The sequence below is a fragment of the Paraburkholderia sp. BR10872 genome, from assembly GCF_040965835.1.
Lineage (GTDB): Bacteria > Pseudomonadota > Gammaproteobacteria > Burkholderiales > Burkholderiaceae > Paraburkholderia > Paraburkholderia nodosa_A.
The window spans coordinates 150,017-175,923 of the sequence record NZ_JBFRCN010000006.1; the positions used below are offsets into that span (position 1 = coordinate 150,017).

Consider the following 25,907-nt stretch of genomic DNA (forward strand, 5'->3'; position numbering starts at 1 on the left):
GTAGAACGCTTGACTCGCAAGCCGCGCGAGCCGAAGGCGCCGCCTCAATCACCGGAGGATCAAATGACCGCAAGCAACGAAAGCGTCCGCATGGAGCGCGACACGTTCGGCGAGATCGCCGTGCCCGCCCAGCAGCTTTGGGGCGCGCAGACGCAGCGATCGCTGCAGAACTTCCGCATCTCCACCGAAAAGCAGTCGCCGGAACTCATCACCGCGCTAGCGACGATCAAGCGCGCTGCAGCCGAAGTGAATCTCTCGCTAGGCGTGCTCGACGAGACCAGGGCGCACGCGATCGTGCAGGCCGCCGACGAGATCATCGCGGGAAAGCATCCGGGCGAATTCCCGCTTGCGGTCTGGCAAACGGGCTCCGGCACGCAAACCAACATGAATCTCAACGAGGTGATCGCGAACCGCGCGAGCGAGATTCTGGGCGGGGAGCGCGGCGAGGCGCGCAAGGTGCATCCGAACGACGACGTCAACCGCGGCCAGTCGTCCAACGACGTGTTCCCGACCGCGATGCACGTGGCCGCCGCCTATGGCATCGTCAAGCATCTGCTGCCGGCGCTCAAGACGCTGCGCAATACGCTCGATGCGAAGGCGAAGGCCTTTGCCGACATCGTGAAGATCGGCCGCACGCACCTGCAGGACGCCACGCCGCTCACGCTCGGCCAGGAGTTCTCGGGCTATGTTGCGCAGCTCGATCACGGCATCAAGCACGTGGAATCTTCGTTGCCCCATCTGTATGAACTCGCGCAGGGCGGCACGGCCGTAGGCACGGGCCTGAACGCGCATCCGCAGTTCGCGCACAAGGTGGCGGAAAGCATTGCGAAGCTGACGGGCGTGCCCTTCGTCACCGCGCCCAACAAGTTCGAGGTGATGGCCGCCGCAGACGCGCTCGTGTTCGCCCACGGCGCGCTCAAGACCGTGGCGGCGAGCCTCATGAAGATCGCCAACGACATTCGCTGGCTCGCGAGCGGTCCGCGCTGCGGCCTGGGCGAGCTGTCGATTCCCGAGAACGAGCCGGGCAGCTCGATCATGCCGGGCAAGGTGAACCCTACGCAGTCGGAAGCCGTGACAATGCTCTGCTGCCAGGTGTTCGGCAACGACGTTGCCGTGAACATGGGAGGCGCGAGCGGCAACTTCGAGCTGAACGTGTTCCGCCCGATGATCGCGCACAACGTGCTGCAGTCCATCCGCATGCTCGCCGACGGTGCGCTCAGCTTCAACGATCACTGCGCGGTGGGGATCGAGCCGAACCGCTCGCGCATCGACACGCTGCTCAACGAATCGCTCATGCTCGTGACGGCGCTCAATCCGCACATCGGCTACGACAAGGCCGCGCAGATCGCCAAGAAGGCGCACAAGGAAGGCACCACGCTCAAGGCCGCCGCGCTCGCGCTGGGACACGTGACCGAGCAGCAGTTCGACGAATGGGTGAAGCCCGGCGAGATGGTCGGCAACGCGAAGAAATAAGCTCTATTTGCAGGGCTGAAATGCAAAATGGGCGGCGTGGTTCAAACCCTCGCCGCCCGTTTTTTCATGCTGGCGCAACAGCGTGCCTGCGTCTCGACCCTGCTTAGACCTGCCCTTTCGCCACTTCCTCGGGCTTGAGTTCGACGATCGCGTCGAGCGCTTCCTTCACGTCGAGCGCGTACTTCGCGAGGCGCTTCTGCTCGTCCGTTTCCGGCACGTACGTGGGCACGGGAATCGGATTGCCGTTTTCGTCGACGGCCACGAACACGATCAGGCAGTCCGTGGTGAGCCGTAGCTGGCCGCTCTTCGGATCGCCGGCATGCACGGTGATGTGAATATGCATCGACGTGCGGCCCGTGGCGACCACGCGCGCGCGCAGCTCGACCATGTTGCCGACGAGAATCGGCCGTCGAAAGCGGATATTGCCCACGCTCACCGTGACGCAATAGCGGCCGGACCAGACCGCGGCGCACGCATAAGCCGTCTCGTCGATCCACTTCATCAGCGCACCGCCGTGCACTTTGCCGCCGAAGTTCACCGAAGTCGGCTCGGCGAGGAACCGGAACGTCGTTTCCGAACGGTCCAGCGGCTGGGTAGGCGTCTTCATCTCGGCTTGGCTCATGGCGAAAAGCCGCGTACGGCGGCTCGTATGGTGGGGTAAGGAGGCGTTGATTATACGAGCGCAATAAGACAGAGAGTCGCAGCCGCCTGCCAAACGCCATCGGCGGTGTTTCTAGCTCGCCGCGAATCGCGCCCGATAGTCGAGGGGCAGCACGCCGTAGGACCTTTCGAACGCGCGCCGCAGATTCTGCTCGGTGCCGAAACCGCAGTCGGCCGCAATGCGCTTGAGCGGGCGGCGCGACTGCACGAGCGCGTGGGCGGCGGCCTCCACGCGCATCGCCGCGACCGTGCGCGCAGGCGTGCGCCCCACTGCGTCGACATATCGGCGCGCGAACGTGCGCGGGCTCATGCGCGCTTCTTCGGCCAGACGCTCGACGCTCAGCTCGCCGTGCAGGTTGGCGGCCATCCAGCCGTGCAGCGCGTCGAACTCCGCGCCCGCGCTGACCTGAGCCGCGAGTGCCTCGCTGAACTGCGACTGGCCGCCGGGCCGCTTCATGAACACGACGAGGCGGCGCGCGGCCTGCATCGCGACCGCATGGCCGCAGTCCTCCTCGATCAGCGCGAGCGCGAGATCGATACCCGCCGTCACACCCGCCGACGTCCACACCACGCGGCCGTCGCGCTCGTCGCGGATAAAGATCGGCTCGGGATCGACTTCGATACGGGGAAAACGGCGCGCGAGCTGCGCCGCGTTGCGCCAGTGCGTGGCCGCGCGGCGACCGTCGAGCAGCCCCGCTGCCGCGAGATAGAACGCCCCCGTGCAGACCGACGCGACGCGGCGCGCGTGCGGCGCGGCCGCTGCGATCCAGGCGACGAGTTCGGGTTGCAGCGCGGTGGTGTCGTCGATGGGGACGCCGGGGACGATCAGCGTGTCGATCGTGGCAGGGTCGAGCGTGTCGAGCCGCTCGGTGACGATGGGCATGCCCGCGAAGGTGGGCAGCACGCCGCCGGCGACCGAGGCGAGCGTCGTGCGGTAGGCGCAGGGATCGCCGCCGCGGATACCGCTCGCGACACGCATCGCCAGCTCGGCGCGCCAGAACGCCTCGACGGGACCGCAGGCGTCGAGCAGCACGAGCTCCGGCGCGACGGCGAACACGACATGGCGTGCGGGCGTTTGGGACGGCGGTTGAGACGGCATGGCGGCGGACTCGATGCTGACGATCTGTCTGCATCATCGCACGCGCGCCTTTGGCAGTCAGGCCAAAGCAACATCAAAAACTGCCAGATGATGCCAGGCCGCTCACTTGTGGAACGTGATGCCCTCGTCGATCGTGCCGTACATCGTGATGCCGCTGGCACCGCTCGACGACGGCGCGGAACCGCCGGCGCAGGCGGTGCACAAGGCGGCGAGCGCGGCGACGGCAAAAAGAGCGAGGAAGCGTTTCATGAGAAGCCGGGCCGATTGCGTGAATAAACGATTTTAGCGCGGGGCTCTGGCGCACCGCAGTATGTACCGCCGCAGGCAATGCCTCGACCTCACCCGCGGGGATCTCGAGTGGTTGCAATCGACACTTCACCATAGACTGAAACGTCGAATGCGACAATTCGCTAAAGTCACGGTGTGGGCGGCGTCAGCCGCCATCGCAAACCATGAAGGAGCCGCCATGAACCTTCCCGCCACCGACGAGTCGAGCCACTTCCCGGGCCTCGCACGCGTTGCCGCACTCCTCGCCGATCCGGGCCGCGCCGCCATGCTGTGGGCGTTGATGGACGGCAGCGCGCGGCCCGCGGGCGAACTCACGATGATCGCGGGGCTGTCGCCTTCGGCGGCGAGCGGCCACCTCGCGCGCCTGACCGACGGCGGGCTCCTCGCGCTCGACGTGCGCGGCCGCCACCGCTACTACCGCATCGCCAACCCCGAGATCGCTGCGGCGATCGAGGCGCTCATGAACGTCGCGCAGGTGTCCAACGCCGTCACCTCGCAGCGCCCGGCGCCGCGCCCCGCGCGTACGGTGCCGCTCGAGATGCGCCATGCGCGCACCTGCTACGACCACATGGCCGGCGAAGTGGCCGTGCGGGTGTTCGAACGTCTCGTGGACGGCGGCCTGCTGGTGCGCGACGGCGACACCCTCGAAGCCACCCCCGAAGGCGCAACGCGTCTCGCGGCCTGGGGCGTGGACGTGGCGGCGCTGCGCGCGCGGCGGCGGCGCTTCGCCTGCACCTGCCTCGACTGGAGCGAGCGCAGGCCGCACCTGGGCGGCGCACTCGGCGCGGCGCTGCTCGATTCGTGGACGCGGGGCGGCTGGATCGAGCGCACGAGCCGCCCGCGCGTGTTGCGCATCACACCCAAGGGACAGCGCGAGTTCGACGCAATCGCCGGTGCCTGAGACACCAGCTGCACGCGCGGAATTAGCTGACAATTACCGTACAACATCGCCGATTTCGCGCGCAAAAATGCGCGTTTCGCGCGCGGTCACACGTTCTGTTACATCTGGTGCATAAGCCTTAACAAATCCGTGAGCATGGAAACAAGCCCGCCGGATACAGTGCCCTGCATGGGATAGCGCTAAACGCTGCGGCAGCAAAGCGCCAAATCCCATCGACAGGAGAACAATGATGACGCGCACACCTACGATCACCCAGTTTCGGCGCACTTCGCGCCGCACGCTGTTTGCGCTCGCCGCGCTCGCGGCGCTGAACCTCGCAGCCGCGCCCGCGGTCTTCGCGCAGGCAGCGCCGCCCGATGCCGCGACCGCCCCCGCTGCCACGGGCGGCGATCCGCCGAGCCGCGTCGCGCGTCTGGACTACATGGCCGGCGCCGTGACCACCGAGCCGGCCGGCGCGAGCGACTGGTCGTACGCGCAGCTCAACCGCCCGCTCACGACCGGCGACCAGCTCTGGAACGACGCCAATGGGCGCTCGGAAATGCACATCGGCTCGACGGCGGTGCGCCTCGGCGCGCAAACGAGCCTCGACGTCCTCAATCTCGACGATCAAACCGCGCAGCTCAAGATCGCGCAGGGCACGCTCTCGACGCGTGTGCGCGAAGTGCCGCCCGGCAGCTCGTATGAAATCGACACGCCGAACCTCGCACTCGGCGTGACGAGCCCCGGCGACTATCGCGTGGATGTGGCACCCGACGGCAGCAGCACGACCGTCACCGTGCGCAGCGGGAGCGTGACCGTGTACGGCGAAAACGGTCAGACGCCGATGACGGCCGGCCAGCAGATCCGCTTCGCCGGCACCGACCTGCAGCAGGTGGCGAGCGACCAGACGCCGCCGCCGGACGCCTTCGACCAGTGGGGGCTCGCGCGCGACGCCGCCGAGGACCGCTCGGTCTCGGCGCGCTACGTCTCGCGCGACGTCCCGGGCTACCAGGACCTCGACAACAACGGCACGTGGCGCAACGATCCGCAATACGGCGAAGTCTGGACGCCGAACTCGGTGCCCACCGGCTGGGCGCCGTATCACGACGGCCACTGGGTGTGGCAGGCGCCGTGGGGCTGGACGTGGGTCGATGACGCGCCCTGGGGCTTCGCGCCATATCACTACGGACGCTGGGCTTACGTCGACGATTCGTGGGCGTGGGTGCCCGGGCCGGTCGTCGAAAGCGCGCCGCCCGTCTATGCGCCGGCGCTGGTCGCGTTCGTGGGCGGCGGCGACGGCGGCACGGACTGGGGCGTCAACCTCGCGGTAGGCGGCGTCGCGGCCGCGGGCGTCGCGTGGTTCGCGCTCGGGCCGGGTGAGCCATGGCATCCGCACTGGGGCGGCTGGAGCCCGCACTACTACGAGCGCGTGAACCAGACCGTCGTCGTCAACAACTACCGGCGCGACGTCAACATCACGAATATCAACGTTCACAACACCTACGTGAACTATCGCGCGCCGGGTGCGGTGACGGCGGTACCGGCCACGGCGTTCGTCCACGGTCAGCCGGTCTCGCGGTTCGCACAGCGTGTCGATCCGCAGCAATGGCGCAATGCGCGCATCGACCCGGGCACGCCTGGCATCGCGCCTGTGAAGGGCAGCTTCGGGCCCAACATGCGCCGCGCCCGGAATTCCATCCGCAGCCCCAGCCCCAGCCGCAGCAGCACGCGGAGGCCCGCCCGCAGCCGCAGCCCCAACCGCGTCCGCAGCCGCAGCCCGCGCCTCATCCGCAAGAGCGTGCAAGCGGTGGCAATCACGACGATCGCCACCACGGCTGATCGACGCGCCGCCAACGAAAAAGCCCGCGAACGTCGCCGTTCGCGGGCTTTATTCATGGCGCGGTCATACCGGCCACTCACGCAAATGCAAGCGCCTCACACTGCCATCGGCGCGGTCAGCGGCTCGTGATGCCGGTAGTCGACGAGCGAGAAGTCCGACGGCTCGACCTTTTCGAGCCACTGAGGCTCGTAGACGCCCGTCTTCGCGTACTCGGGCACGCGCTCGGAGATGGCCAGACGCGGGCTCGCGTACGGCTCCCGGCGCAGCTGCTCGTTGAGCATATCGAGCTGGTTCTCGTAGATATGCGCGTCGCCGATGAAGTACGTGAACCAGCGCGGCGTATAGCCCGTGAGCCGGCCCACCAGGTGCAGCAGCACCGCGCCTTCGGTGAGGTTGAACGGCGTGCCGAGGCCCACATCGTTGCTGCGGATGTAGAGGCACAGCGAGATTTCGCGCTTTGTCGGGTTCGGCAGGAACTGGTACAGCAGATGGCAAGCCGGCAGCGCGATCTCTTCGAGCACGGCCGGATTCCAGCCATGAAACAAAATTCGCCGGTCGGTGGGGTTGCTCATGATCGTATCGAGGCACTGACGCAGCTGGTCCACCGCCTTGTAGAGCAGCACCTTGGAGCGGCCATCCTCGGTAAATTCTGCCACGCGCGCATAGCCGCGCGACTGCGCGTCGACGAGCTGTGCGGCGGCGTCGCCGTCGAGCACCTTGTAAGCAGGCCAGCGCCGCCATTGCACGCCGTACACGTCGCCCAGGTCGTCCGTGCCCTGGCGGTACGGGTTGGCGAGCCACTGGGCGTTCTCGTTCGCGTTGGCGTCCCAGACCTTGCAGCCCAGCGCCCGGAAGTCGGCTGCGCTGCGCGAGGCGCGCAAAAATCCGATCAGCTCACCCACGGCCGACTTGAATGCCAGCTTCTTCGTCGTCACCGCGGGGAAGCCTTCCTGCAGGTCGAAGCGCAGCATGGCGCCCGGCTGGCTGATCGTGCGGATGCCGGTGCGGTTTTCCTGCCAGGTGCCGGTGTCGAGAATCGAGCGGACGAGCTCGAGATACTGTTTCATGCGCGGTTCCCTCGTCGGGCACGTGGCGCCCGGTTCGGATTCAGGATGGAAAAGGAGGATTTTACCCGGCGCGCGCGTCCCGGGTCGGCCGCGCCGAAAGCGCGAGCGCATCACGCAACGGTGACAAGGGCAGAACGCCCACAGGAAGGGCTACGACGAGCCCGGAGAAAGTCTCGCGACGCTATAAGACGCACCGAGATGAAACGCATGGCAAAGGCCGCGCAAAGCGACGGCGCGCGATCCACGCGTGGAGCACGAAAGTGCCGGTCGCCTCAATCGACGTCAATCGCCCTCAGGCAACCCCACCCCGCCTCAACCGCCCGAAACCAGGCCGCCCGGATGCGGCGCGAGCGGCTCGCTTTCCATATGGCGCATGCCATGCGCGCACAAGAGCCGGTACAGCGTCACGCGCGAGATGCCGAGCTCCTGGGCGGCGTCGCCGAGGCGGCCGCGGTGGCGCAGCAGCGCGAGTTCGATGGCCTGGCGCTCGGCGGCTTCGCGCGCCTGGGCGAGCGAGACCGGCACCACCTCGACGTAGTCGCCGAGTTCGAGATCGCGCGCCGTGATCGCACGGCCCTCCGACATCACGATGGCGCGCCGCACGCGGTTGATCAACTCGCGCACGTTGCCGGGCCAGCTGTAGTTGTGCAGGGCGGCGATGGCGTCGGGCGAAAAGCCGCGCAGGCGCCGGCTGCCGTCCTTCTTGAAGCGCTCGAGCATGTGCCGCGCGAGCAGCTCGATGTCCTTGCCGCGCGCGCGCAGCGGCGGCTCGTCGATCTGCAGCACGCACAGACGGTGATACAAATCCTGGCGGAAGCGCCCTTCCACCATCGCCGCGCGCATATCGACGTGCGTGGCCGAGATGATGCGCACGTCCACGGGAATCGACTGATGACCGCCCAGGCGCTCGATCTTGCCTTCCTGCAGGAAACGCAGCAGGCTCGCCTGGCTTTCCATCGGCAGGTCGCCGATTTCGTCGAGAAAGAGCGTGCCGCCGTTGGCCGATTCGACCCGGCCGATCTTGCGCTGGCTCGCGCCCGTGAACGCGCCGCGCTCGTAGCCGAACAACTCGGACTGCAGCAGGTGCGGGGGAATGGCGCCGCAGTTGATCGGCACGAACGGCGCGCTGCGGCGCGCCGAGCGCTCGTGGATCGCCACCGCCGTGAGTTCCTTGCCCGTGCCCGACTCGCCGGAGATGAACACCGGCGCATCGGTCAGCGCGACCTTGCGGATCGAGCGGAACAGCGCCAGCATCGCCTCGCACGAGCCGACCATTTCGCCTTCGGTGCCGCCCGTGGTGTCGTTCGAGGCGACTTCGCAGAGCGAGACCATGCCATACGCGTGGCCGACGGAATCGACGATCCGATCGCCGTTCCAGGGGACCGTTACGTAATCGAAACAGTAATCGCGCACCAGACGGCGCAGCGTTGCGTCCTGCAACTGGCCCGTCGTGGTCGCAGCCACCCAGCCGACATTGGGCAGCGTGAGGCACGGCTCGAACGAGCCGATTTCATGCAGATGGAATTCGCTGGAAAGATCGAGCAGCCCGCCCGCAGGCATCCCTGCGCGCAGAGCGCGCCGCGCGTCCCGTGCGTTGCCGACGATCTCCACCTGCCAGCCACGCTCGTGGAACCGCTCGTTCAACGCTTCGACCGGTTTTCGCGTCACGTACACCAATTGCCGCGTTGCAGGTTCCATTATTCAGATCCTCTTGCCAACACCATCGTTTGGGAATGACGGCACGCACCTGAATGTACAGACACGCAGCAAAAAGCGGCTTTCGCGTACCTGAAAAACAGTGAACGCGCATGCTTTTGCTGACAGTGAATCCCCGAGTTGTGGCGTGTGTGTCAACTTGCCCAGTTGCGGGCGTTTTCTTTTAGGCATTACGGCTTTTTCTGAAGCTTACTATAGCCTCGTGGCACTTGGATAGAATTTATGCAATGGGAATGGATAAGGGACCGATGGAAATGTTTCCACTAGTTTTCCGGCATTTTGTCAGTGCAGAAAGAATTACGGATGTTTCCTTTCTCTCAATAGTTAAGTGTCTGGCGCGCAAACGTTCTCCTTTGAAACCCGTATCGCATTCCAAACGGGTTTAAACAGCCCCACGTTTCAGCGCTGAAACATTTTGGCGAATATCCGCCATTCAAAATTTGCAGAGAATAGTGCGGTTCGAAGCGTATCAATGGATTGCGGGCGATGGCACACGTTTCGCTAAATGTCTCGCATCAGGAGATACGCCATGCGACTCAACATCCAGCAGGTCCGGCGCAGTGTCATTGGCTACGGCAGTGCATGTGCCGCCATGCTCGTTCCCGCCGCCCTCCTCCTACTCTCGCCCGGTGCTCGCGCACAGGCAGTGGACGATGCACCTGCCGCGCCAACTGCGGTTGCCAGCGTCGCCAGCGCCACCCCGGATGTCGTTCCTGCAACACCTGCGGCACTCGTTCCCGCCACGCTAGCAGTGGGCACGCCGGCCAGCGACACGACTTCGACAGCCGCGGCCCCGGCCAGCACCACGTCCGCCAGCGCCCCCGCCCCGGCCGACCCCGTCGCCTTTGGCAATGACGGCGTCTTCGCGGGCATCGGCTCTCTCGACGACCAGACGCTTTCGCGCCAGCGCGGCGGCGCCGTCGGCATGGTGATGATGGCTGCCACCCCGCAACTGATGCGCGGCAACAACAACGTGACGCTCTGGGACGAAATCGCGCCGCCCGCACCGCTGCCGATCCCTGTCGACGCGACCCAGAACACGCAGGGCAACCTCGCGAGCTACACGAGAAAGTAACGATGAGATAGCACCCGCGCCGCTTGCTGCGCGGTGTCCTGGTTCGCTGCGAACACGCGCGGCCAGGACGAAATGACCGGACAAGGCGCCGATGTGCCGACTCCGGCCAGGAGGAGACCAGCATGAGAGCACGCAATGCGACGCGCGGCACCAGCCGCCGGTCGGCCCAGTTCGCCGCCGCCCTGTGCGGCTTACTGGCCGCGAGCGTCACGGCGGGCGTGGCCGCCCAGCAGGTCACGAATCCCGGCGACGTCATCGTCGAACGAGACATCACGCCGCGCAGCGCTTTCGACAACGTGCCGAAGAATCAGGACCCGGTGCTCGTGCGCGCCACAACCTTCCCCAAGAACAGCTTCGACCCGGCGATGGCGACGCTCGTCACCGACACCGATCTCACCAACGCGCACGGCTCGAGCGGCGTCAACGCGAACGGCGCATTGAGTGCGCAGACCGCCGGCGTCCAGGCGCTCACGCGCATTCTCACGGGCAGCGCAACCGGCTCGAATGTGGCGGCCGGAGCCGGCGCGACCGGCGGCGTCGGCGCCGGTCTCGGCGGCACGATTTCCTCGACGATCACAGGCGCGCTCGCCCCACTCTCGGGCGCCATGGGAGGCATGAAATGAGCCGTTCGATCCAGACGTCACGCGCGTGGCGCACGGCGCTTTCCGGCGCGCTCGCCGGCGTCGCCGCGCTCGCCTTCGCGAGCGCCGCGCAGGCCCAGGTGAGCGTCGGCGCGACGGCGAGCATCGCCCCGGGCGCCGCCACCTCGACGACCGGCGCGCTCACGGTGAACGAGACCGCGGGTGTCGACAACGCGCAGGCCAACCAGCTGACGATCACGACCGGCAACGTGTCGATCAACGTCAACGGCGACGAGCAGCTCGCCAGCGTCACGGCGCGACTCAAGGGCGCGAGCGCGACGATAGGTGCAGGAGCTTTTGCAAACGCGAACGGCGCAATGATGGTGAATCAGTCGGCGGGCGTGGGCAATGTCCAGCGCAACACTGCTCTCATCAGCAGTGGTGCGATTGGTGTAGTGGCGGTCTCGGACGGGGAACTGTCCGCGGCGGCTGCTCAAAACGGCGGTCAGGGGCAAATGGCCCAGGCAGGGGGTATTCGTGAGGTACGCATCGACAATGCGGCATTCAGGAATGCGACGGGCCTCGTGCAGGTGAACCAGACGGCCGGCGCCGGTAACGCTACGGCAAACAGTTTTGTGCTCCGTCCCCCGGCGGGCACTCTTTTTTAACTGACCACTCAGTATCGGAGCGAAATCATGAAGCGCACCCTCATAGCAGCGGCAGTTCTTGCGTCGGCGGTAGGCTCCGCTCACGCGGCAAATTCGGCGTATCTCTTCAACGCCACAGGCGTCACGCAATACGTAGGCATCGAAGGCTTTGTCGCGCTGTTCGGCTGCGTCTCGGTTTCGAGCACCGCCGGCGCCGTCATCAACAACAACCAGACCACCGGTGGCGGCACGCTGCTTCCGCAAGCGCAAAGCTACAACAGCGGCAAGATCACCACGGCAGTGAACAACACCACGTGGAGCGTGACGGGCACGGGCAGCAATTCCTTCTCGAAGTCCTCGAGCTCGAGCGAGTCGAGCAGCTCGTCGTCGTCGAGCAGTTCGTCGCATTCGCATCAAGTGAATGCGTCGAACTCGAAGAGCTCGTCGAGCAACTCGAGCTTCAGCAAGACCTTCAACGCAAGCGCGAGCGCCGACTATCACGTCGCGACCGACAATGGCAGCACACATGACCACACGACTGCCAGCACCTATAGCGACACGGGCAGCGCGGCCCTTGGCACGAGCTACAGCAGCGTAGGCAACAACACGTCGACGAAGTCGCAGAGCGGCAATGGCAGCCTCCAGGCCAACGCATCGTGGTCGCACACCGGCAACCACCGGAACGGCTCGGCCGGCATCGACCTCACTGGCTCGGAAAGCACGTCGCACACCACGACCAACTCGCACAACAACAGCGACACGACGAACGTCGGCGCGGCCTGGTCCGTGAACAACAACAAGAATACGAGCAACAGCTCGACGACCGCCAATACGGCTCATGCTGACGGCACGGCCAGCGCCGCGCTTTCGACGAGCGTGAACGGCACGAGCGAAAAGTCGAAGAACTCGTCGAGCACGTACGCATCCATGTACAGCTCGTCGAGCTCCAGCTCGGATTCGGATAGCCACTCGTCGTCGCGCAGCTCGAGCTCGAGCAAGAGCTGGGGCTACAACGTGAGCGACTCGCTCAACACCGTCGACGAGCACACCACCGGCTCCGTTACGCAGCATATCAACACACAACAGGCGGGCACGCTCGACGCCAATACCGGCAACGGCGCAGCAACCGGCGTGACGGGCAACCTCGGCGTGAACATCGCTGAAGGCATCAACAACGCGCAAAGCAACGACGTCGCGCTCGCTTCCGTCGACATGGGCAACGTGTTCGGCAACGCGCAGATCTTCAACACGCAGGCGTCCAGCGGTAGCGCCCACGTGAAGAACTTCAACCTGAACGCGTCTGTCGGCGACGGCTCTCTCGCCAACGTATCGGGCAACGTCGGCGTGAACGTCGCATCCGGCATCGGCAACGCGCAGAACAACAGTCTTGCGGGCTCGGTGACGACGGCAACCCCGGGTGCCTACTCGACGGTTGCGATGGTCGCGACGGATAACAGCTCGCAGAACGCCAACATGTCGGCAGTCGGCCAGTTCCAGGGTACGGCCAGCCTCGGCGCCAATACGCTCACCGGCGCGCAAGGCAACATCGGCGTGAACATTGCCGGCGGCATCGGCAACCTGCAGCACAACGGCATGGCAATCGCCGCGATGAACAACGGCCACTAAGCACGGTTGGCAGCACTGCAGGAACTGGGCTCGCCCCAGGCAGAAAACGCAGCAAGCAACGCGCGCCGGCTGTCCCACCGCAGCCGGCGCGCATACCAGAAGGCAGGAGACCACCATGTCCGGGCCCGTATCGACCCCGGCATCAAGGATGTTTGTCGTCGCGCTGACGCTCTCGGCCAGCGCAGCCCTTGTGCCTGTGCATGCGCAGCAGTCGACGCTCGACGCGACCCACCTCGTCGGCGTGCCGGTGAAGCTGCCGCTCCACTCGATGCGGGACCTGCGCTATCGCAGCATCGTCAGCCAGCAGTACGACTACAGCTGCGGCGCCGCCGCACTCGCCACACTGCTCAAGTATGGCTACGGCATCGACATCCCCGAACCTGAGCTGATCCGCCAGATGATGGTGTTCTCCACGCCCGAGGTGGTCGTCAAGAACGGCTTCTCCATGCTCGACATGAAGAAGTTCGTCGAGACGATCGGCTTGCGCGGCCGCGGTTTTCGCGTCAATACCGACGCGCTCTACCACCTGCAGATTCCCGTGCTGGTGCTCATGAACATCGATGGCTACGAGCACTTCGTGATCGTCAAGCACGCCGAGAATGGCCGCATCTTCATTGCGGACCCCGCGCTCGGCAACCGGATCGTCGCCGAAGACGACTTCGCCAAAACATGGAACGGCCTCGTCTTCGCGGTGCTCGGCAAACCGTTCCTGGAGGACTCTCCGCTGTTGCAGAACAACGAGTCGCTCGCGCTCAAGCTGCGTGAACAAGCCTTGCTCAATGGCACCGCGGCGACTCCCTTCTTCGAGTACGGCCTCGATAAGGCCGTCATGTTCTGAAGTCCGAAGAATCATGAAACGCAACCTCTCACAGTGTGGCATCGCGGCAGCCGTCTGCGCGCTCGCCTGCGCTTTTTCGAGCGGTGCGCTAGCGGCTGAAGGCATCGGCTCGCCGCAACCGGTGCCGGCGTTTCTCGCGAACGCCGACGGACAGGCGCAAGGCATCCGCTGCGAAGCCGTCGGCGACGACGTGCTCGCGCATCAGACCGGCAAATATGCCGGCAGCGACATGATTTCCGGGTTCGTTCTGAACCTGCTTTCTCAATGGCAATTGCCAAACGGCGCGACCGCAGTCGCGCAAGGCGCGCTCGCGGTCGCCCAGAACGCGGCCAACCAGGTGAGCGCGCAGGTGAAGACCTACGCAACCGTGATCGACCCGACGCAGAGCGGGGCCACGGGCGCAAACAGCGGCGCCAACCCGAACGCGACGGCCACCGGCGGCCAGAACGTCTCGATCAACGGCGTCTCGCAGATCACCCAGGTGGCCGGCAACGGCAATACGGGCGCCAATGCCGCCACCATCTCCTATGACAACAACGCGCCGCACCTCGCGAATCTGCCAGGCGCCGCCAACCAGTCGAGCGCGTCGGCATCGAACGCGACCGGCAGCATAAGAGCGGGCATCTCGTTCGGCAGTAACGGCGTCAACGTGACGCTGCAGACGCCGGCGGGCATCGCCACGCAGAACATCGTGCCGGGCAACTTGCAGCAAGCCGGCGCGATCGCCCAGTTACTCCAGGTCGCAGGCAATAACCAGCAGGTCGCCAACCAGTTGCAACTGAGTCTGCAGACGCAGCAGATGACGTCGCAAATGATCCGGCAGACCGGCGTATTACAGGCTCTGCGAAATCTCCACTAACCGAGGGCCTACACGAGACGTGCCAGTCAAGGAGACCACCACGCGGGCAAGGACCCGCGCGAGAAGCAGCACTTTGAATGAGGAGCATCGACGTGCGCGGGCGTGGAACCAGGGGGTTCCGCCGGGCGCCCGCATTCGATCCCGGGGGAAGAACAATGAAGATGATGTCCAGGGCGGCCGCGCCACACGTGTCGCTGGCCGCCATTCCAGCAGCCGTTTTACTATTCGCGCTCTCGCAATCCGCCCACGCGCAGGCGCTACAAAGCCAGTCGATCGAGGACCGCCTGAATACGCTCATGCGCGTCGTCGACGAGCAGCAGAGGCAAATCCAGTCGCTGGAGCGCCAGGTGACGAACCTCGAAATGGCGCAACGCGGCCGCGGCATGCCGGGCGCGGGCGCGCCTGACGCCGCGTCGGGCGCGACGGTCGCGGAACAGCCGGGCGCAGACGGTCTGCCTGTGCCCCTGCCGCCGCTCGCCCAGGCGCTGCCGGGCGCGACGGCGCCGGGTTCGCTCACCGGCACGGCCACGGGCGTGCCGGTGAACCCGCCCTCGCCCGACGCGGGCGCGACCAATGGTGCGACCGGCACTTCGGCCGCGAGCGGGCCGCAGCAGGGCGCGCCCGTTGGTATCAACCCGGGCGTCAATCCCAACACTGGCAGCCCGACCGTGGGCGAGACGCAAAAGAGCGCCGAGCCGTCGCGCACGCAAGCCGAAGAGGCGGTCGTGCAGCGCGAGCACGCGCCGCTCTTCGACCACAAGCTGACGTTGGACTGGGGCATCAGCGACAGTTACTACGATCGGCGCCAGCTCCAGCTTTCGGGCTTTCTTGCACTCGACGCGATCTTTCTCGGCAACATCAATCTGGGGCAGACCAAGTCGCACACGATCACCGCCGACCTCGACACGCGCTACGGCCTCACGGACCGCATGAGCATCGATGTGGACGTGCCTTATGTCTACCGGCACAGCACCTTCATCGTGGGTGGCGCGGGCGGCTCGGCCAGCACGCTCACGGATGCATCGGTCAATTCGAACGCCATCGGCGACGTGAACTTCGGGATCTACTACCAGTTCCTGAAGGAAACCAACAGCATTCCCGACGTGGTCGGCAGCCTGCGCGTGAAAACGGCGACCGGCACCTCGCCGTTCGGCATCAAGGTTCAGCAGATCACGCCCGACAACACCAATCTCGTCGCTCCCAGCAAGCTGCCTACAGGCACGGGCTTCTGGAACGTCACGGCCGGCATCTCGGTGCTGAAGACCTACGACCCCGTGGTGCTGTTCGGCAGCTTCTCATACACGTACAACATCTCACGCTCGTTCGCCGACATCTCCTCGGTGATCGGGCAGACCGAGCCTGCCGAAGTGAAGCTCGGCGACATCATCCAGTTCGGCGGCGGCGTAGCGCTCGCCTTCTCGGACAAGGACTCGGCGAGCATTTCGTACACCATGGCCATCGAGCCGCAGTCGAAGACCAAGTCGCCGGGCGGCACCTGGACCGGCGTGCCGGGCAGCCAGACGACCGCCTCGGTGCTCAACTTCGGCCTGAACCACGTGGTGAACAAGCACCTGACGATCAACGGCGCGGTGTCCGTCGGGCTCACGCCCGATGCACCGAACTTCGTCGTCGGCGTGCGATTCCCTTACACCTTCTGATCACATGAGGCCGATCGTGCGCGAATCCTCACATCTGGGCGCCACTGTGACACCACTCGCCGGAGCCGGGCAGCGTCTCGCCGTGGGCGGGCCGCCGCTTGCCGAAGATGTCCCCGACGTGGGCCGCGCGCGCGATGCGAAGCCCGAGGCGGGCATCGAGCGCACCCTGCTGTATGTCGCGCGTACACCCGACCCGCTGCTGTGTGCCTACCTCAAGAGCCGTGGCTGGGAAATCTCGACCGCGCGCACGGTGCACGAGGCCTCGCGCCTCGTGAAGCCGGAGGAGGCCTACGCCGGCATCATCGATCTCACGGGTTTCGCGCCGCGCGAGTTCGCGGGCCTCGAGACGATTCTGCGGCTGCAGCAGGTGGGATGGATCGCGCTCACCGACGATACGCGCCTCACCGACGCCGAAGTGCGGCGCTTGATCCGCCACTATTGCTTCGACTACGTGCACGTGCCGGTCGCGCATGCGACGCTCGACTACCTCGTGGGCCACGCGTTCGGCATGGTGTCGCTGTGCGATCTCGACACGCCGGCCGCCGCCGCGAGCCAGGACGATGACGAGATGGTCGGCACCTGCGAAGCGATGCAGCAGCTCTTTCGCACGATCCGCAAGGTGGCCAACACCGATGCCACCGTATTCATCTCGGGCGAATCGGGCACTGGCAAGGAACTCACGGCGCTCGCGATCCACGAGCGCTCCGCGCGGCGCAAGGCGACCTTCGTGCCGATCAACTGCGGCGCGATTCCGCACCATCTTCTGCAATCCGAATTGTTCGGCTACGAGCGCGGTGCGTTCACGGGCGCGAACCAGCGCAAGATCGGGCGCGTCGAATCGGCCAACGGCGGGACGCTCTTTCTCGACGAAATCGGCGACCTGCCGCTGGAAAGCCAGGCAAGCCTGCTGCGCTTTTTGCAGGAAGGCAAGATCGAGCGGCTGGGCGGCCGCGAGCAGATTCCCGTGGACGTGCGCATCATTTCGGCCACGCACGTCGATCTCGAGGCGGCGATGCGCGACGGACGCTTTCGCGCCGACCTCTTTCACCGCCTGTGCGTGCTGCGCGTGGACGAGCCGCCGCTGCGCGCGCGCGGCAAGGACATCGAAATTCTCGCGCATCACGTGCTGCACAAGTTCAAGCAGGACAGCGCGCGCCGCATCCGCGGCTTCACGCCAGACGCCATCGAGGCCCTGTACAACTACAACTGGCCTGGCAACGTGCGCGAGCTCATCAACCGCGTGCGCCGCGCGATCGTGATGGCCGAAAGCAAGCTGATCTCGGCGGAGGATCTCGATCTCGCGCACTTCACCGCGCAGCAGACGGTCACGCTCGCGCAGGCGCGCGAGGCCGCGGAGCGGCGCGCGATCGAAGCGGCGCTGCTGCGGCACCGGCACCGGCTCACGGAAGCCGCTGCCGATCTCGGCATCTCGCGCGTGACGCTTTACCGGCTGATGGGCACGCACGGCCTGCGCGATGAAAAAACGTTCTTTGGCGGCGATGCGGAAAACCAGGCGGAATTGCCGCCCGACGGGCAGGACTGAAAGAGCCGATACCGCAGGGGAAGCGCGTCGGGGCGCCCGGCGCGCTCGGGTAGAATGACTGCGAACAGCTTACAACCTCGCACCTCTACCCTTTCGATGACGACGCTCACTCTCATTGTCGCGCGCGCCCGCAACGGCGTGATCGGCCGCGACAACGCGCTGCCCTGGCGGCTCCCCGAAGACCTCGCGTTCTTCAAGCGCACCACGATGGGCGCGCCCATCATCATGGGCCGTAAAACGCACGAATCGATCGGCCGCGCCTTGCCGGGCCGCCGCAACATCGTCGTGACGCGCGACGCGGGCAAGCGCTTTCCCGGCTGCGACACCGCCACGAGCCTCGACGAGGCGCTCGCGCTCGCGGCCCAGGACCAGGCGCCCACGGCGTTCCTGATCGGCGGCGCGCAGCTCTACGGCGAAGGACTCGGGCTTGCGCGCGAGCTCGTCGTGACGGAAATCTCCGCGGACTTCGAGGGCGACGCCACCTTCCCCGCGCCCGACCCCGACGTGTGGCAGGAAACGTCGCGCGAGTCGCTGCATGCGAATGCACCGAACGACTTCGATTTCGCTTTCGTGCGGTACGTGCGGCGGGATTGATCGACGGGGGCGCGCAGCGCGGCACCCAAAAGCAAAACGGCACGCCAGGGCGTGCCGTTTTTCATCGAGCCTGTGCAGAAGGCGCTAAAGGGCGCTTACTGCCCCGCCACCGTCATCCGCTCGATCAGCACCGAGCCGGTCTGACGCGTGCCGCGCGCGAGCGTATCCGCGCCCACGGCGACGATGTGGTGGAACATCTCCTGCAGCGTGGAAGCCACCGTGATTTCTTCCACAGGGTACTGGATCTTGCCGTTCTCCACCCAGAAGCCCGACGCGCCGCGCGAATAGTCGCCCGTCACGAAGTTCACGCCCTGACCCATCAGTTCGGTCAGCAACAGGCCCGTGCCGAGCTTTTTCAGCATCTCCTCGAAGTCGTCCTCGGGCTTCGTGAGCGAGCTCTGGAACTGCAGGTTGTGCGACCCGCCGGCGTTGCCCGTGGTCTGCATGCCGAGCTTGCGCGCCGAATACGACGACAGGAAATAGCCCTGCACGATGCCGTCCTTCACGACTTCGCGGCGCTGCGTGCGCACGCCCTCTTCGTCGAACGGCGCGCTGCCGGCCGCGCGCGGCACATGCGGGTCCTCGACGATCTGGATGTGCGGCGCGAACACCGGCTTGCCGAGGCTGTCGACGAGGAACGACGTCTTGCGATACAGCGCGCCGCCGCTGACAGCCTGCACGAACGCGCCGAGCAGGCCCGCCGCGAGCGGCGCCTCGAACAGCACCGGCACCTTGCGCGTGTCGAGGCTGCGCGCGTTCAGGCGTGAAAGCGCACGCTCGGCCGCATAGCGCCCGACGGCTTCGGGGGAGGCCAGTTCGGCCGCGCTGCGCCGCGAGCTGTACCAGTCGTCGCGCTGCATGTTGCGGCCGACGCCTGCGATAGGCGCACACGAAACGTAGTGGCGCGAGTACGGATAGCCGTGCATGAAGCCGCCCGAGGTGGCGAGCACGAACTGCGAATGCTGCGCCGACACGCTCGCGCCTTCGGAATTCTTCACGCGCGGGTCGACGGCGAACGCGGCGTCTTCGGCGCGGCGCGCGATTTCCACGGCCTCGTCGGCGGAGAGATTCCACGGGTGATAGAGGTCGAGGTCGCGCGGCGCTGTTTCGAGCAGATCGCGCTCGGCGAGGCCCGCGCAGTCGTCGTCGGCGGTGAAGCGCGCGATGTTGTACGCGGCAGCCACCGTGTCCTTGAGCGCCTGCGGCGAAAAGTCCGAGGTGCTCGCGTTGCCGCGCTTGTTGCCGATATAGACGGTCACGCCGACCATCTTGTCGCGGTTGTGCTCGATCGTCTCGACCTCGCCGCGCCGCACCGAGACGGACAAACCGTCGCCTTCGGAAATCTCGGTCGCGGCGTCGCTCGCGCCGAGCGCGCTGGCATGCCGCAGGATGTCTGACGCGATCTCCTTCAGCTCGTCCTGGGTGTGGGGGAAAAAGCGTTGCCGGGCTTCGATGTCTGCTGCCATTGTCGTTACGGTCCGGTATTGGGCCGGTGCGGCCCGCTGATGTCGTGTTTCGCTGGTGTCGATTCAGGTGCCTCGGAACGCGCAGCGTTCGCAAAGCGCATCCCGCGATCATAGCAAGGTATGTGAACACGCATCACAGGCGCTTTCGCCGCCTGGCCCCCGCACCAACCGCCGTACCAATGCCCGCACCCGCATCGGGCCGCCGGCGCCGCTTTCCGCCGACTTCCAGCCCGAGCCGCACGCGCGCGCACGCTACAATACGCCCCATGAAACGCAAAACCCGCATTCAACCGATGAACGACGCTGTCGCCGAACAAGACGACAACGGCTACGATCGCCCGAGCAAATCGCAGCTCAAGCGTGACATGGAAGCGCTCCAGGAACTCGGCCAGGCCCTCGTGGAACTGCCCAAGGACGCGCTCAAGCGCATGCCGATGACCGAAGACCTCGCAGACGCCGTCCACGAGTGCCGCCGCATCACCGACCACGAAGGCCGTCGCCGCCAGCTCCAGTATGTGGGCCGCATGATGCGCGGGCTCACGGAGGCCGAAGTCGCCGCGCTGCGCACGAAGCTCGACGAGCACCGCGGCGTGAACAGGGCCGCCACGGCGCGCCTGCACTGGATCGAGCGCACGCGCGACAAGCTGCTCGCGGACGACGCCGCGCTCACCGAATTCATCCGCCAGCACCCCGCCGCCGACCCGCAGGAAGGCCGCACGCTGATCCGCAACGCGCGCCGCGAGCAGGAGCAAGGCAAGCCGCCCAGGTCCTTCCGCGAGCTGTTCCAGTGGATCAAGGACGCGAGCGCCCAGGGCGCTGGCGAGAGCGAAGACCAGGACGACGAGCGTGCCGACGAGGACCGCGAAGATGACGAAGCCTGAGCGCAGCCATCCTGACGAACTCGTGATCGGCCTCGTGTCGGTCAGCGACCGCGCGACGAGCGGCGTCTACGAGGACAAGGGCATTCCCTCGCTGATGGAGTGGCTCGGCAACGCGCTGAAAACGCCGTGGCGCGCCGAAACGCGCCTGATCCACGACGACGCGGGAACGATCTCCGCGACGCTCACGGCGCTCGTGGACGGCCTCGGCTGCGACCTCGTGTTGACGACGGGCGGCACCGGCCCCGCGCGCCGCGACGTGACGCCCGAGGCGACGCTCGCGGTCGCGACAAAGGAAATGCCGGGCTTTGGCGAGCAGATGCGCCAGATCAGCCTGAATTTCGTGCCGACGGCCATTCTGTCGCGCCAGGTTGCCGTGATCCGCGAGAACGACGACCACGCGGCGCTCATCATCAACCTGCCGGGGCAGCCGAAGTCGATCAAGGAAACGCTGGAAGGCTTGCGCGACGATCAGGGCACGGTGAAGGTGCCCGGTATTTTTGCTGCGGTGCCGTACTGCATCGACCTGATCGGCGGACCGTATATCGAAACCGATCCGAACGTCGTGGCGGCGTTCCGGCCCAGGAACGCGCAGCGGGCGCCGCGCGCTTGACACTCGAACTTCAACGATCGCGCAGCAGCGGCAGCGCCGCTGCTGCTGCGTGTCTCAACGGCGCTCAGAGTGCCGGGCCGGCCTCGCCTGCCGCCACGTCGGGCACGATGCCCGGCGCCGGAACGAGGAAGTGCTCGCGGTAGTACTTGAGTTCGTCGATCGACTCGTGGATGTCGGCGAGCGCCGTGTGCATCGCGCGCTTCTGGAAACCCTTGTAGAGGGTGGGCTGCCAACGGCGGCACAGCTCCTTGAGCGTGCTCACGTCGAGGTTGCGGTAGTGAAAGAAGCGCTCGAGCGTGGGCATCCAGCGCGCCATGAAGCGGCGGTCCTGGCAGATCGAGTTGCCGCACATCGGCGACTTGCCCGGCGGCACGTATTGCGAAAGGAACGCCATGATCTGCTCGGTCGCGGTTTCTTCCGTGACGGTCGAAGCGCGCACGCGCTCGGTGAGGCCCGAGCGGCCGTGTGTGTTGCGGTTCCATTCGTCCATGCGGTCGAGCACCGACTCCGGCTGATGGATGGCCAGCACGGGGCCTTCCACGAGTTTCTCGAGCGTCGAGTTCGTCACCACCACGGCGATCTCGATGATGCGGTCGTTGTCGGGATCGAGGCCCGTCATCTCCATATCGAGCCAGATCAGGTTCATGTCGGTGCGCTCGATGAGCGGCGCGCCGGCAGCGGTAATGTCAGTCATGAAAGGCAACCCGGAGAGCGTTGGTGGCGCGGCGCGTGCGCGGCATCGACAGGATGCGATGCCCGGCCGGCGAGAACATATAATTGTCGCATAGATACCACGGACTTCCTGGATGCCTAATCTGTCCCCCTCCCCTGCGCTGTACTTCAGCGTGCTGTTCGTCGTCGGCGTGCTCGCCATGGTCGCGACCAAACTCTGGCTCGCGTCGCGCCAGATCCGCTTCGTGGCCGCCCACCGCGGCGCGGTGCCGGCGCAGTTCACCGCCACCATTCCGCTCGCCGCGCACCAGCGCGCCGCCGACTACACGGTCGCGCGCACGCGCCTCGGCATGATCGAGATCGTGCTCGGCGCCGTGGTGCTGATCGCGCTCACGCTGCTCGGCGGCGTGCAGGCGCTCGATCTCGGCATCTCGGACGCGATCGGGCGCGAATATGTGGGCCAGATCGCGCTGGTCGGGGCCGTGCTCGCCATCTCCGGCCTGGTCGAGCTGCCGCTCGACTACTACCGCCAGTTCGTGGTCGAGGAGCGCTTCGGCTTCAATCGCATGACGAAGCGCATCTTCATCATGGACCGCATCAAGGGGCTCCTGATCGGCGCCGCGTTCGGCATTCCACTGCTCTTCGTCGTGCTCTGGCTCATGAAGCAGGCGGGCAGCTTCTGGTGGCTCTGGACGTGGGCCGTATGGGTCGCCTTCCAGATGCTCGTGCTGGTGCTCTACCCCACCTTCATCGCGCCGCTCTTCAACAAGTTCGAACCGCTGCGCGACGAAGCGCTGCGCTCGCGCATCGAGGCGCTCATGCAGCGCTGCGGCTTCGCGGCCAAGGGCCTGTTCGTGATGGACGGCAGCCGCCGTTCCGCGCACGGCAACGCCTATTTCACGGGCTTTGGCGCATCCAAGCGCATCGTGTTCTTCGACACGCTGCTCACGCGCCTGTCCGGCAGCGAGATCGAGGCCGTGCTTGCGCACGAACTCGGTCACTTCAAGCGTCGTCACGTGATCAAGCGCATGGTCGTCACGTTTGCGATCAGCCTCGCGTTGCTCGCCCTGCTCGGCTGGCTCTCGCAGCGCGTCTGGTTCTACGAGGGGCTCGGCGTGCGGCCGTCGCTGCTCGGCGGCAATGAAGGGCTCGCGCTCGTGCTGTTCTTCCTCGCCGTGCCCGTGTTCCTGTTCTTCGTTACGCCGCTTGGCAGCCTCTCCTCGCGCAAGCACGAGTTCGAGGCCGACGCCTTCGCCGCCACGCAAACGGACGCGCAGCATCTCGTCAACGCGCTCGTGAAACTCTACGAGGACAACGCGTCGACGCTCACGCCCGACCCGCTCTATACCGCGTTCTACTACTCGCATCCGCCGGCTTCGCAGCGGATCGACCGACTGCTCGCGCACGCATGAACCGGCGCGCATCCAAAGCCGCCGACAACGCAAAAGCTGCAGGCACTACGCTGCACGGCGTGGTGATCGCCGCCCATGGGCGCCATTATCTCGTCGCGCCCGACGGCGGCGGCGCGCACCTGCAATGCTTCCCGCGCGGCAAGAAGAGCGAGGTCGCGGTGGGCGACCGCGTCGAGTATCAGTCGACTTCCGCCGACCAGGGCGTGATCGTCGCGATCGGCGAGCGGCGCAACCTGCTCTATCGCTCCGACCAGTTCAAGTCGAAGCTCTTCGCGGCGAACCTCGACCAGTTGCTGATCGTGCTCGCCACCGAGCCGCACTTCAGCGAGGACCTGCTCGGGCGCGCGCTCGTGGCCGCCGAGGCCAACGACCTCAAGCCGCTCATCGTGCTCAACAAGATCGACGTAGAGGCCGCGCTGCCGCTCGCGCGCCAGCGCCTCGAACGCTATCGCGCGCTGGGCTATACGGTGCTGGAGGTTTCGGTGAAGGGCCGCCCCGAGCAAGCACACGCGGTGCTGGCCGAGCATCTCCACGGCCATCAGACGATCCTGCTCGGCCAGTCGGGCATGGGCAAGTCGACGCTCGTGAACCTGCTGATCCCCGACGCCGAAGCGGCCACGCGCGAGATCTCGACGGCACTCAACAGCGGCCGTCACACCACGACGTTCACGCGGCTCTACACGCTGCCCGAGGGCGGCGCGTTGATCGACTCGCCGGGCTTCCAGGAGTTCGGCCTCTATCACCTCACCGAAGGCAAGCTGGAGCGTGCGTTCCCCGAGTTCCGGCCGCTGCTCGCGCATTGCCGCTTCTACAACTGCCATCACCTGCACGAACCGGGCTGCGCGATTCTGGAAGCGGTGGACGACGGCCGCATCGCGCCCGAGCGCCAGGCGCTCTACGCGCAGCTCATCCACGAGATCAGCCAGGTCGTGCGCTGACCGCCACCTGCCCCAACGCCTATGCTCAAGCTCGTGCGCGCGCCGAATCTGCTGATCGCCCAGCACTGGATGAACATCCTGGCGACGGCGGGCGTGCCCTGCGAGCTGCACAACCGCTATCTGAGCGGCGCGATGGGCGAGATTCCGGCCGAACAGTGCGCGCCCGAACTGTGGCTCGTGGACGAGCGCGACGAGAAGCTCGCCCGGCGTCTGATTGACGAAGCCGTGAACGGGCCGCCGCCGGGCTCGCCCACGTGGCGCTGTGCGCGCTGCGGCGAGGTGCTCGAGGCGCAGTTCACCGTGTGCTGGAATTGCGGACGCGATCGCGACGTGCGCGACGAGTGACGGCGTGAGTTGCTGATCCAGACGAAAATGGGCCGCTGGAAGCGGCCCATTTGCATTTCTGCGATTCAGCGTCGGGCGCTCAGAGCCAGACGGCAATCGTCAGCATGAGCAGCAGGATCATCCACAGGATCACGGCGCGCCACACGAGGCCCACGGCCGATTGCAGCGTACGCGGCGTGCAGTCGTCGCCCACCGTGTACGGACCGCCCTCGCCCGGCTGCGCGAGCACATCGACGCTGGACTGCTCGGCGAGCGGGCCTGACAGGCGCGCGCCCAGCGCGCCGCTGCCGGTGGCGAGCAGCACGCCTTCGTTGGTGTCGGGCCACTGGTTCGTGTGGTTGCGCCAGGCGTAGATCGCGTCCTCGAAGTTGCCGACGATCGCGAAGCCCAGCGACGTGAGCCGCGCAGGCACCCAGTCGATCACGAAGAACACATGCTGCGCGAAGTTCGAGAACGCCTCGGTGCGTTCCTCGGCCGGACGTGCCCACTCGCGCGCGAGGTATTCGGCGATGCGGTACAGCACGGCGCCCGCGGGCCCGATCGGCACGAGAAACCAGAAGAACACGCCGAACACGTGCCGATGCGAGGCGATCACCGCATGAATCAGCGTGTGGCGCACGATCTCGCTCACGGGCATGTCCACGGCGTCGATGCCGGTCCATTCCTGGAGGATTTCACGCGCGCGCGGCACGTCGTCGTTGTTCAGCGCGAGATGGATGTCGGTGAAGTAGTGGCTGAACTGGCGAAAACCGAGCGTGAAGTACACAACCGCCACGTTCCACAGGAACGCCAGCACGAAGCTGATGTGGTACAGCACGTAGTAGACGAGCGCCGTGGCGAGCGTCCACGGCAGCACGACCACGAGCCACGCGATGAGGCCATGCTTCTGCTTGCCGGCGTCGAAGCCGTGAGCGGCCCACTCCGCATTGAGGCGCACGAGCGCCATGACCGGATTATTGGGCGACAGCGCCCGCACCTGTTCGATGACGAGAGCCAGCAATACGGAAAAGAAGGTCATGCGACGCGCCGTGCAGATCGGGTTGCGAAAGGGGTTTTATGAAAGTGTTGCAACGATATCACAGGGCCAGATGTGCCTGACCATCGCCGGCAATTCGGGCGGCAAACTCGCAACAGTGCGC

Annotated in this window: 24 protein-coding genes and 1 pseudogene; 17 read left to right on the forward strand and 8 right to left on the reverse strand. The window is 66.2% G+C overall.

The window, feature by feature from the left end; genetic code table 11:
• Nucleotides 1-63 precede the first annotated feature (63 nt).
• Nucleotides 64-1,473 carry a class II fumarate hydratase gene (fumC, locus tag AB4Y43_RS07450; protein ID WP_368682119.1) on the forward strand — a complete coding sequence of 470 codons (1,410 nt, stop codon included), beginning with the start codon at nt 64-66 and terminating at the stop codon, nt 1,471-1,473.
• Nucleotides 1,474-1,576: 103 nt separating this feature from the next.
• Here the strand turns inward: fumC and AB4Y43_RS07455 are convergent, their stop codons facing one another.
• The 3 genes from AB4Y43_RS07455 to AB4Y43_RS07465 all read right to left on the reverse strand — a co-directional run bounded on the left by AB4Y43_RS07455 (nt 1,577) and on the right by AB4Y43_RS07465 (nt 3,481).
• Complete coding sequence (locus AB4Y43_RS07455; protein WP_069262939.1) at nt 1,577-2,080, reverse strand: acyl-CoA thioesterase; 504 nt, start codon at nt 2,078-2,080, stop codon at nt 1,577-1,579.
• Nucleotides 2,081-2,206: 126 nt separating this feature from the next.
• Complete coding sequence (locus tag AB4Y43_RS07460) at nt 2,207-3,232, reverse strand: GlxA family transcriptional regulator (RefSeq protein ID WP_368727362.1); 1,026 nt, start codon at nt 3,230-3,232, stop codon at nt 2,207-2,209.
• 102 nt (nt 3,233-3,334) lie between these two features.
• A complete protein-coding gene (locus AB4Y43_RS07465; protein ID WP_176732839.1) occupies nt 3,335-3,481 on the reverse strand; it encodes a hypothetical protein in 147 nt (48 codons plus the stop codon).
• 217 nt (nt 3,482-3,698) lie between these two features.
• Here AB4Y43_RS07465 and AB4Y43_RS07470 point away from each other — a divergent pair, with 217 nt between their 5' ends.
• The gene (locus tag AB4Y43_RS07470; protein WP_368727363.1) at nt 3,699-4,421 is read left to right on the forward strand and encodes an ArsR/SmtB family transcription factor; all 723 of its coding nucleotides are present in this window, start codon (nt 3,699-3,701) and stop codon (nt 4,419-4,421) included.
• Nucleotides 4,422-4,650: 229 nt separating this feature from the next.
• Nucleotides 4,651-6,081, forward strand: a pseudogene (locus tag AB4Y43_RS07475) (DUF6600 domain-containing protein); the annotation flags it as partial.
• Between the two features lie 254 nt (nt 6,082-6,335).
• On the opposite strand, the gene AB4Y43_RS07480 reads toward AB4Y43_RS07475, so the two are convergent.
• Together AB4Y43_RS07480 and AB4Y43_RS07485 are read right to left on the reverse strand one after the other, a co-directional pair.
• The gene (locus AB4Y43_RS07480; protein ID WP_342945423.1) at nt 6,336-7,307 is read right to left on the reverse strand and encodes a thymidylate synthase; all 972 of its coding nucleotides are present in this window, start codon (nt 7,305-7,307) and stop codon (nt 6,336-6,338) included.
• Between the two features lie 312 nt (nt 7,308-7,619).
• Complete coding sequence (locus AB4Y43_RS07485) at nt 7,620-9,005, reverse strand: sigma 54-interacting transcriptional regulator (protein WP_368616024.1); 1,386 nt, start codon at nt 9,003-9,005, stop codon at nt 7,620-7,622.
• A 547-nt stretch (nt 9,006-9,552) separates the two neighbouring features.
• On the opposite strand from AB4Y43_RS07485, the gene AB4Y43_RS07490 reads away from it, so the two are divergent.
• The 9 genes from AB4Y43_RS07490 (at nt 9,553) to AB4Y43_RS07530 (ending at nt 18,444) form a co-directional block, all read left to right on the forward strand.
• On the forward strand, nt 9,553-10,098 hold the full coding sequence (locus AB4Y43_RS07490) for a hypothetical protein (protein ID WP_069262604.1): 546 nt from the start codon (nt 9,553-9,555) through the stop codon (nt 10,096-10,098).
• Between the two features lie 122 nt (nt 10,099-10,220).
• Nucleotides 10,221-10,721, forward strand: a complete 501-nt coding sequence (locus tag AB4Y43_RS07495; RefSeq protein ID WP_342945422.1) for a hypothetical protein — start codon at nt 10,221-10,223, stop codon at nt 10,719-10,721.
• Nucleotides 10,718-11,347 carry a hypothetical protein gene (locus AB4Y43_RS07500; protein ID WP_176732841.1) on the forward strand — a complete coding sequence of 210 codons (630 nt, stop codon included), beginning with the start codon at nt 10,718-10,720 and terminating at the stop codon, nt 11,345-11,347. Before AB4Y43_RS07495 ends, AB4Y43_RS07500 begins: the two co-directional genes overlap by 4 nt.
• 27 nt (nt 11,348-11,374) lie before the next feature.
• On the forward strand, nt 11,375-12,952 hold the full coding sequence (locus AB4Y43_RS07505; RefSeq protein WP_368616022.1) for a beta strand repeat-containing protein: 1,578 nt from the start codon (nt 11,375-11,377) through the stop codon (nt 12,950-12,952).
• Nucleotides 12,953-13,100: 148 nt separating this feature from the next.
• On the forward strand, nt 13,101-13,790 hold the full coding sequence (locus tag AB4Y43_RS07510; protein WP_141710611.1) for a C39 family peptidase: 690 nt from the start codon (nt 13,101-13,103) through the stop codon (nt 13,788-13,790).
• Between the two features lie 13 nt (nt 13,791-13,803).
• A complete protein-coding gene (locus AB4Y43_RS07515) occupies nt 13,804-14,649 on the forward strand; it encodes a peptidase C39 (protein WP_342945420.1) in 846 nt (281 codons plus the stop codon).
• A 155-nt stretch (nt 14,650-14,804) separates the two neighbouring features.
• Complete coding sequence (locus tag AB4Y43_RS07520; protein ID WP_342945419.1) at nt 14,805-16,307, forward strand: hypothetical protein; 1,503 nt, start codon at nt 14,805-14,807, stop codon at nt 16,305-16,307.
• Between the two features lie 118 nt (nt 16,308-16,425).
• Complete coding sequence (locus AB4Y43_RS07525) at nt 16,426-17,850, forward strand: sigma 54-interacting transcriptional regulator (RefSeq protein WP_368616249.1); 1,425 nt, start codon at nt 16,426-16,428, stop codon at nt 17,848-17,850.
• A gap of 96 nt (nt 17,851-17,946) precedes the next feature.
• Entirely contained in the window at nt 17,947-18,444 is a 498-nt protein-coding gene (locus tag AB4Y43_RS07530; protein WP_069262610.1) for a dihydrofolate reductase, read from the forward strand.
• Between the two features lie 95 nt (nt 18,445-18,539).
• Here AB4Y43_RS07530 and pmbA read toward each other — a convergent pair whose 3' ends face one another.
• Nucleotides 18,540-19,910: a metalloprotease PmbA gene (pmbA, locus tag AB4Y43_RS07535; RefSeq protein ID WP_069262611.1), complete on the reverse strand. Its 1,371-nt coding sequence runs from the start codon at nt 19,908-19,910 to the stop codon at nt 18,540-18,542.
• A gap of 266 nt (nt 19,911-20,176) precedes the next feature.
• Between pmbA and yjgA the strand changes: the two genes are divergently transcribed.
• Nucleotides 20,177-20,791 carry a ribosome biogenesis factor YjgA gene (gene yjgA, locus AB4Y43_RS07540; protein ID WP_069262612.1) on the forward strand — a complete coding sequence of 205 codons (615 nt, stop codon included), beginning with the start codon at nt 20,177-20,179 and terminating at the stop codon, nt 20,789-20,791.
• On the forward strand, nt 20,778-21,401 hold the full coding sequence (gene mog, locus AB4Y43_RS07545; protein WP_342945418.1) for a molybdopterin adenylyltransferase: 624 nt from the start codon (nt 20,778-20,780) through the stop codon (nt 21,399-21,401). Before yjgA ends, mog begins: the two co-directional genes overlap by 14 nt.
• 64 nt (nt 21,402-21,465) lie before the next feature.
• Here mog and orn read toward each other — a convergent pair whose 3' ends face one another.
• Nucleotides 21,466-22,095 (reverse strand): oligoribonuclease, encoded by a 630-nt coding sequence (gene orn, locus AB4Y43_RS07550; RefSeq protein WP_069262614.1) that lies wholly within the window; start codon nt 22,093-22,095, stop codon nt 21,466-21,468.
• A gap of 112 nt (nt 22,096-22,207) precedes the next feature.
• On the opposite strand from orn, the gene AB4Y43_RS07555 reads away from it, so the two are divergent.
• From AB4Y43_RS07555 to AB4Y43_RS07565, 3 genes are read left to right on the forward strand one after another with little or no spacing between them, the layout of a single operon-like run.
• Nucleotides 22,208-23,485, forward strand: a complete 1,278-nt coding sequence (locus AB4Y43_RS07555; protein ID WP_368727364.1) for a M48 family metallopeptidase — start codon at nt 22,208-22,210, stop codon at nt 23,483-23,485.
• Nucleotides 23,482-24,423, forward strand: a complete 942-nt coding sequence (rsgA, locus tag AB4Y43_RS07560; RefSeq protein WP_368727365.1) for a ribosome small subunit-dependent GTPase A — start codon at nt 23,482-23,484, stop codon at nt 24,421-24,423. The genes AB4Y43_RS07555 and rsgA overlap by 4 nt, the downstream gene beginning before the upstream one ends.
• A gap of 21 nt (nt 24,424-24,444) precedes the next feature.
• A complete protein-coding gene (locus tag AB4Y43_RS07565; RefSeq protein WP_028206738.1) occupies nt 24,445-24,768 on the forward strand; it encodes a DUF2007 domain-containing protein in 324 nt (107 codons plus the stop codon).
• A gap of 79 nt (nt 24,769-24,847) precedes the next feature.
• Here the strand turns inward: AB4Y43_RS07565 and AB4Y43_RS07570 are convergent, their stop codons facing one another.
• Entirely contained in the window at nt 24,848-25,786 is a 939-nt protein-coding gene (locus AB4Y43_RS07570; RefSeq protein ID WP_368727366.1) for a CobD/CbiB family protein, read from the reverse strand.
• Nucleotides 25,787-25,907 lie beyond the last annotated feature (121 nt).

Coding starts and splice junctions, on each gene's coding strand:
- fumC (WP_368682119.1), top strand. CDS start 64: ATGACCGCAAGCAACGAAAGCGTCCGCATGGAGCGCGACACGTTCGGC.
- AB4Y43_RS07455 (WP_069262939.1), bottom strand. CDS start 2,080: ATGAAGACGCCTACCCAGCCGCTGGACCGTTCGGAAACGACGTTCCGG.
- AB4Y43_RS07460 (WP_368727362.1), bottom strand. CDS start 3,232: ATGCCGTCTCAACCGCCGTCCCAAACGCCCGCACGCCATGTCGTGTTC.
- AB4Y43_RS07465 (WP_176732839.1), bottom strand. CDS start 3,481: ATGAAACGCTTCCTCGCTCTTTTTGCCGTCGCCGCGCTCGCCGCCTTG.
- AB4Y43_RS07470 (WP_368727363.1), top strand. CDS start 3,699: ATGAACCTTCCCGCCACCGACGAGTCGAGCCACTTCCCGGGCCTCGCA.
- AB4Y43_RS07480 (WP_342945423.1), bottom strand. CDS start 7,307: ATGAAACAGTATCTCGAGCTCGTCCGCTCGATTCTCGACACCGGCACC.
- AB4Y43_RS07485 (WP_368616024.1), bottom strand. CDS start 9,005: ATGGAACCTGCAACGCGGCAATTGGTGTACGTGACGCGAAAACCGGTC.
- AB4Y43_RS07490 (WP_069262604.1), top strand. CDS start 9,553: ATGCGACTCAACATCCAGCAGGTCCGGCGCAGTGTCATTGGCTACGGC.
- AB4Y43_RS07495 (WP_342945422.1), top strand. CDS start 10,221: ATGAGAGCACGCAATGCGACGCGCGGCACCAGCCGCCGGTCGGCCCAG.
- AB4Y43_RS07500 (WP_176732841.1), top strand. CDS start 10,718: ATGAGCCGTTCGATCCAGACGTCACGCGCGTGGCGCACGGCGCTTTCC.
- AB4Y43_RS07505 (WP_368616022.1), top strand. CDS start 11,375: ATGAAGCGCACCCTCATAGCAGCGGCAGTTCTTGCGTCGGCGGTAGGC.
- AB4Y43_RS07510 (WP_141710611.1), top strand. CDS start 13,101: ATGTTTGTCGTCGCGCTGACGCTCTCGGCCAGCGCAGCCCTTGTGCCT.
- AB4Y43_RS07515 (WP_342945420.1), top strand. CDS start 13,804: ATGAAACGCAACCTCTCACAGTGTGGCATCGCGGCAGCCGTCTGCGCG.
- AB4Y43_RS07520 (WP_342945419.1), top strand. CDS start 14,805: ATGAAGATGATGTCCAGGGCGGCCGCGCCACACGTGTCGCTGGCCGCC.
- AB4Y43_RS07530 (WP_069262610.1), top strand. CDS start 17,947: ATGACGACGCTCACTCTCATTGTCGCGCGCGCCCGCAACGGCGTGATC.
- pmbA (WP_069262611.1), bottom strand. CDS start 19,910: ATGGCAGCAGACATCGAAGCCCGGCAACGCTTTTTCCCCCACACCCAG.
- yjgA (WP_069262612.1), top strand. CDS start 20,177: ATGAAACGCAAAACCCGCATTCAACCGATGAACGACGCTGTCGCCGAA.
- mog (WP_342945418.1), top strand. CDS start 20,778: ATGACGAAGCCTGAGCGCAGCCATCCTGACGAACTCGTGATCGGCCTC.
- orn (WP_069262614.1), bottom strand. CDS start 22,095: ATGACTGACATTACCGCTGCCGGCGCGCCGCTCATCGAGCGCACCGAC.
- AB4Y43_RS07555 (WP_368727364.1), top strand. CDS start 22,208: ATGCCTAATCTGTCCCCCTCCCCTGCGCTGTACTTCAGCGTGCTGTTC.
- rsgA (WP_368727365.1), top strand. CDS start 23,482: ATGAACCGGCGCGCATCCAAAGCCGCCGACAACGCAAAAGCTGCAGGC.
- AB4Y43_RS07565 (WP_028206738.1), top strand. CDS start 24,445: ATGCTCAAGCTCGTGCGCGCGCCGAATCTGCTGATCGCCCAGCACTGG.
- AB4Y43_RS07570 (WP_368727366.1), bottom strand. CDS start 25,786: ATGACCTTCTTTTCCGTATTGCTGGCTCTCGTCATCGAACAGGTGCGG.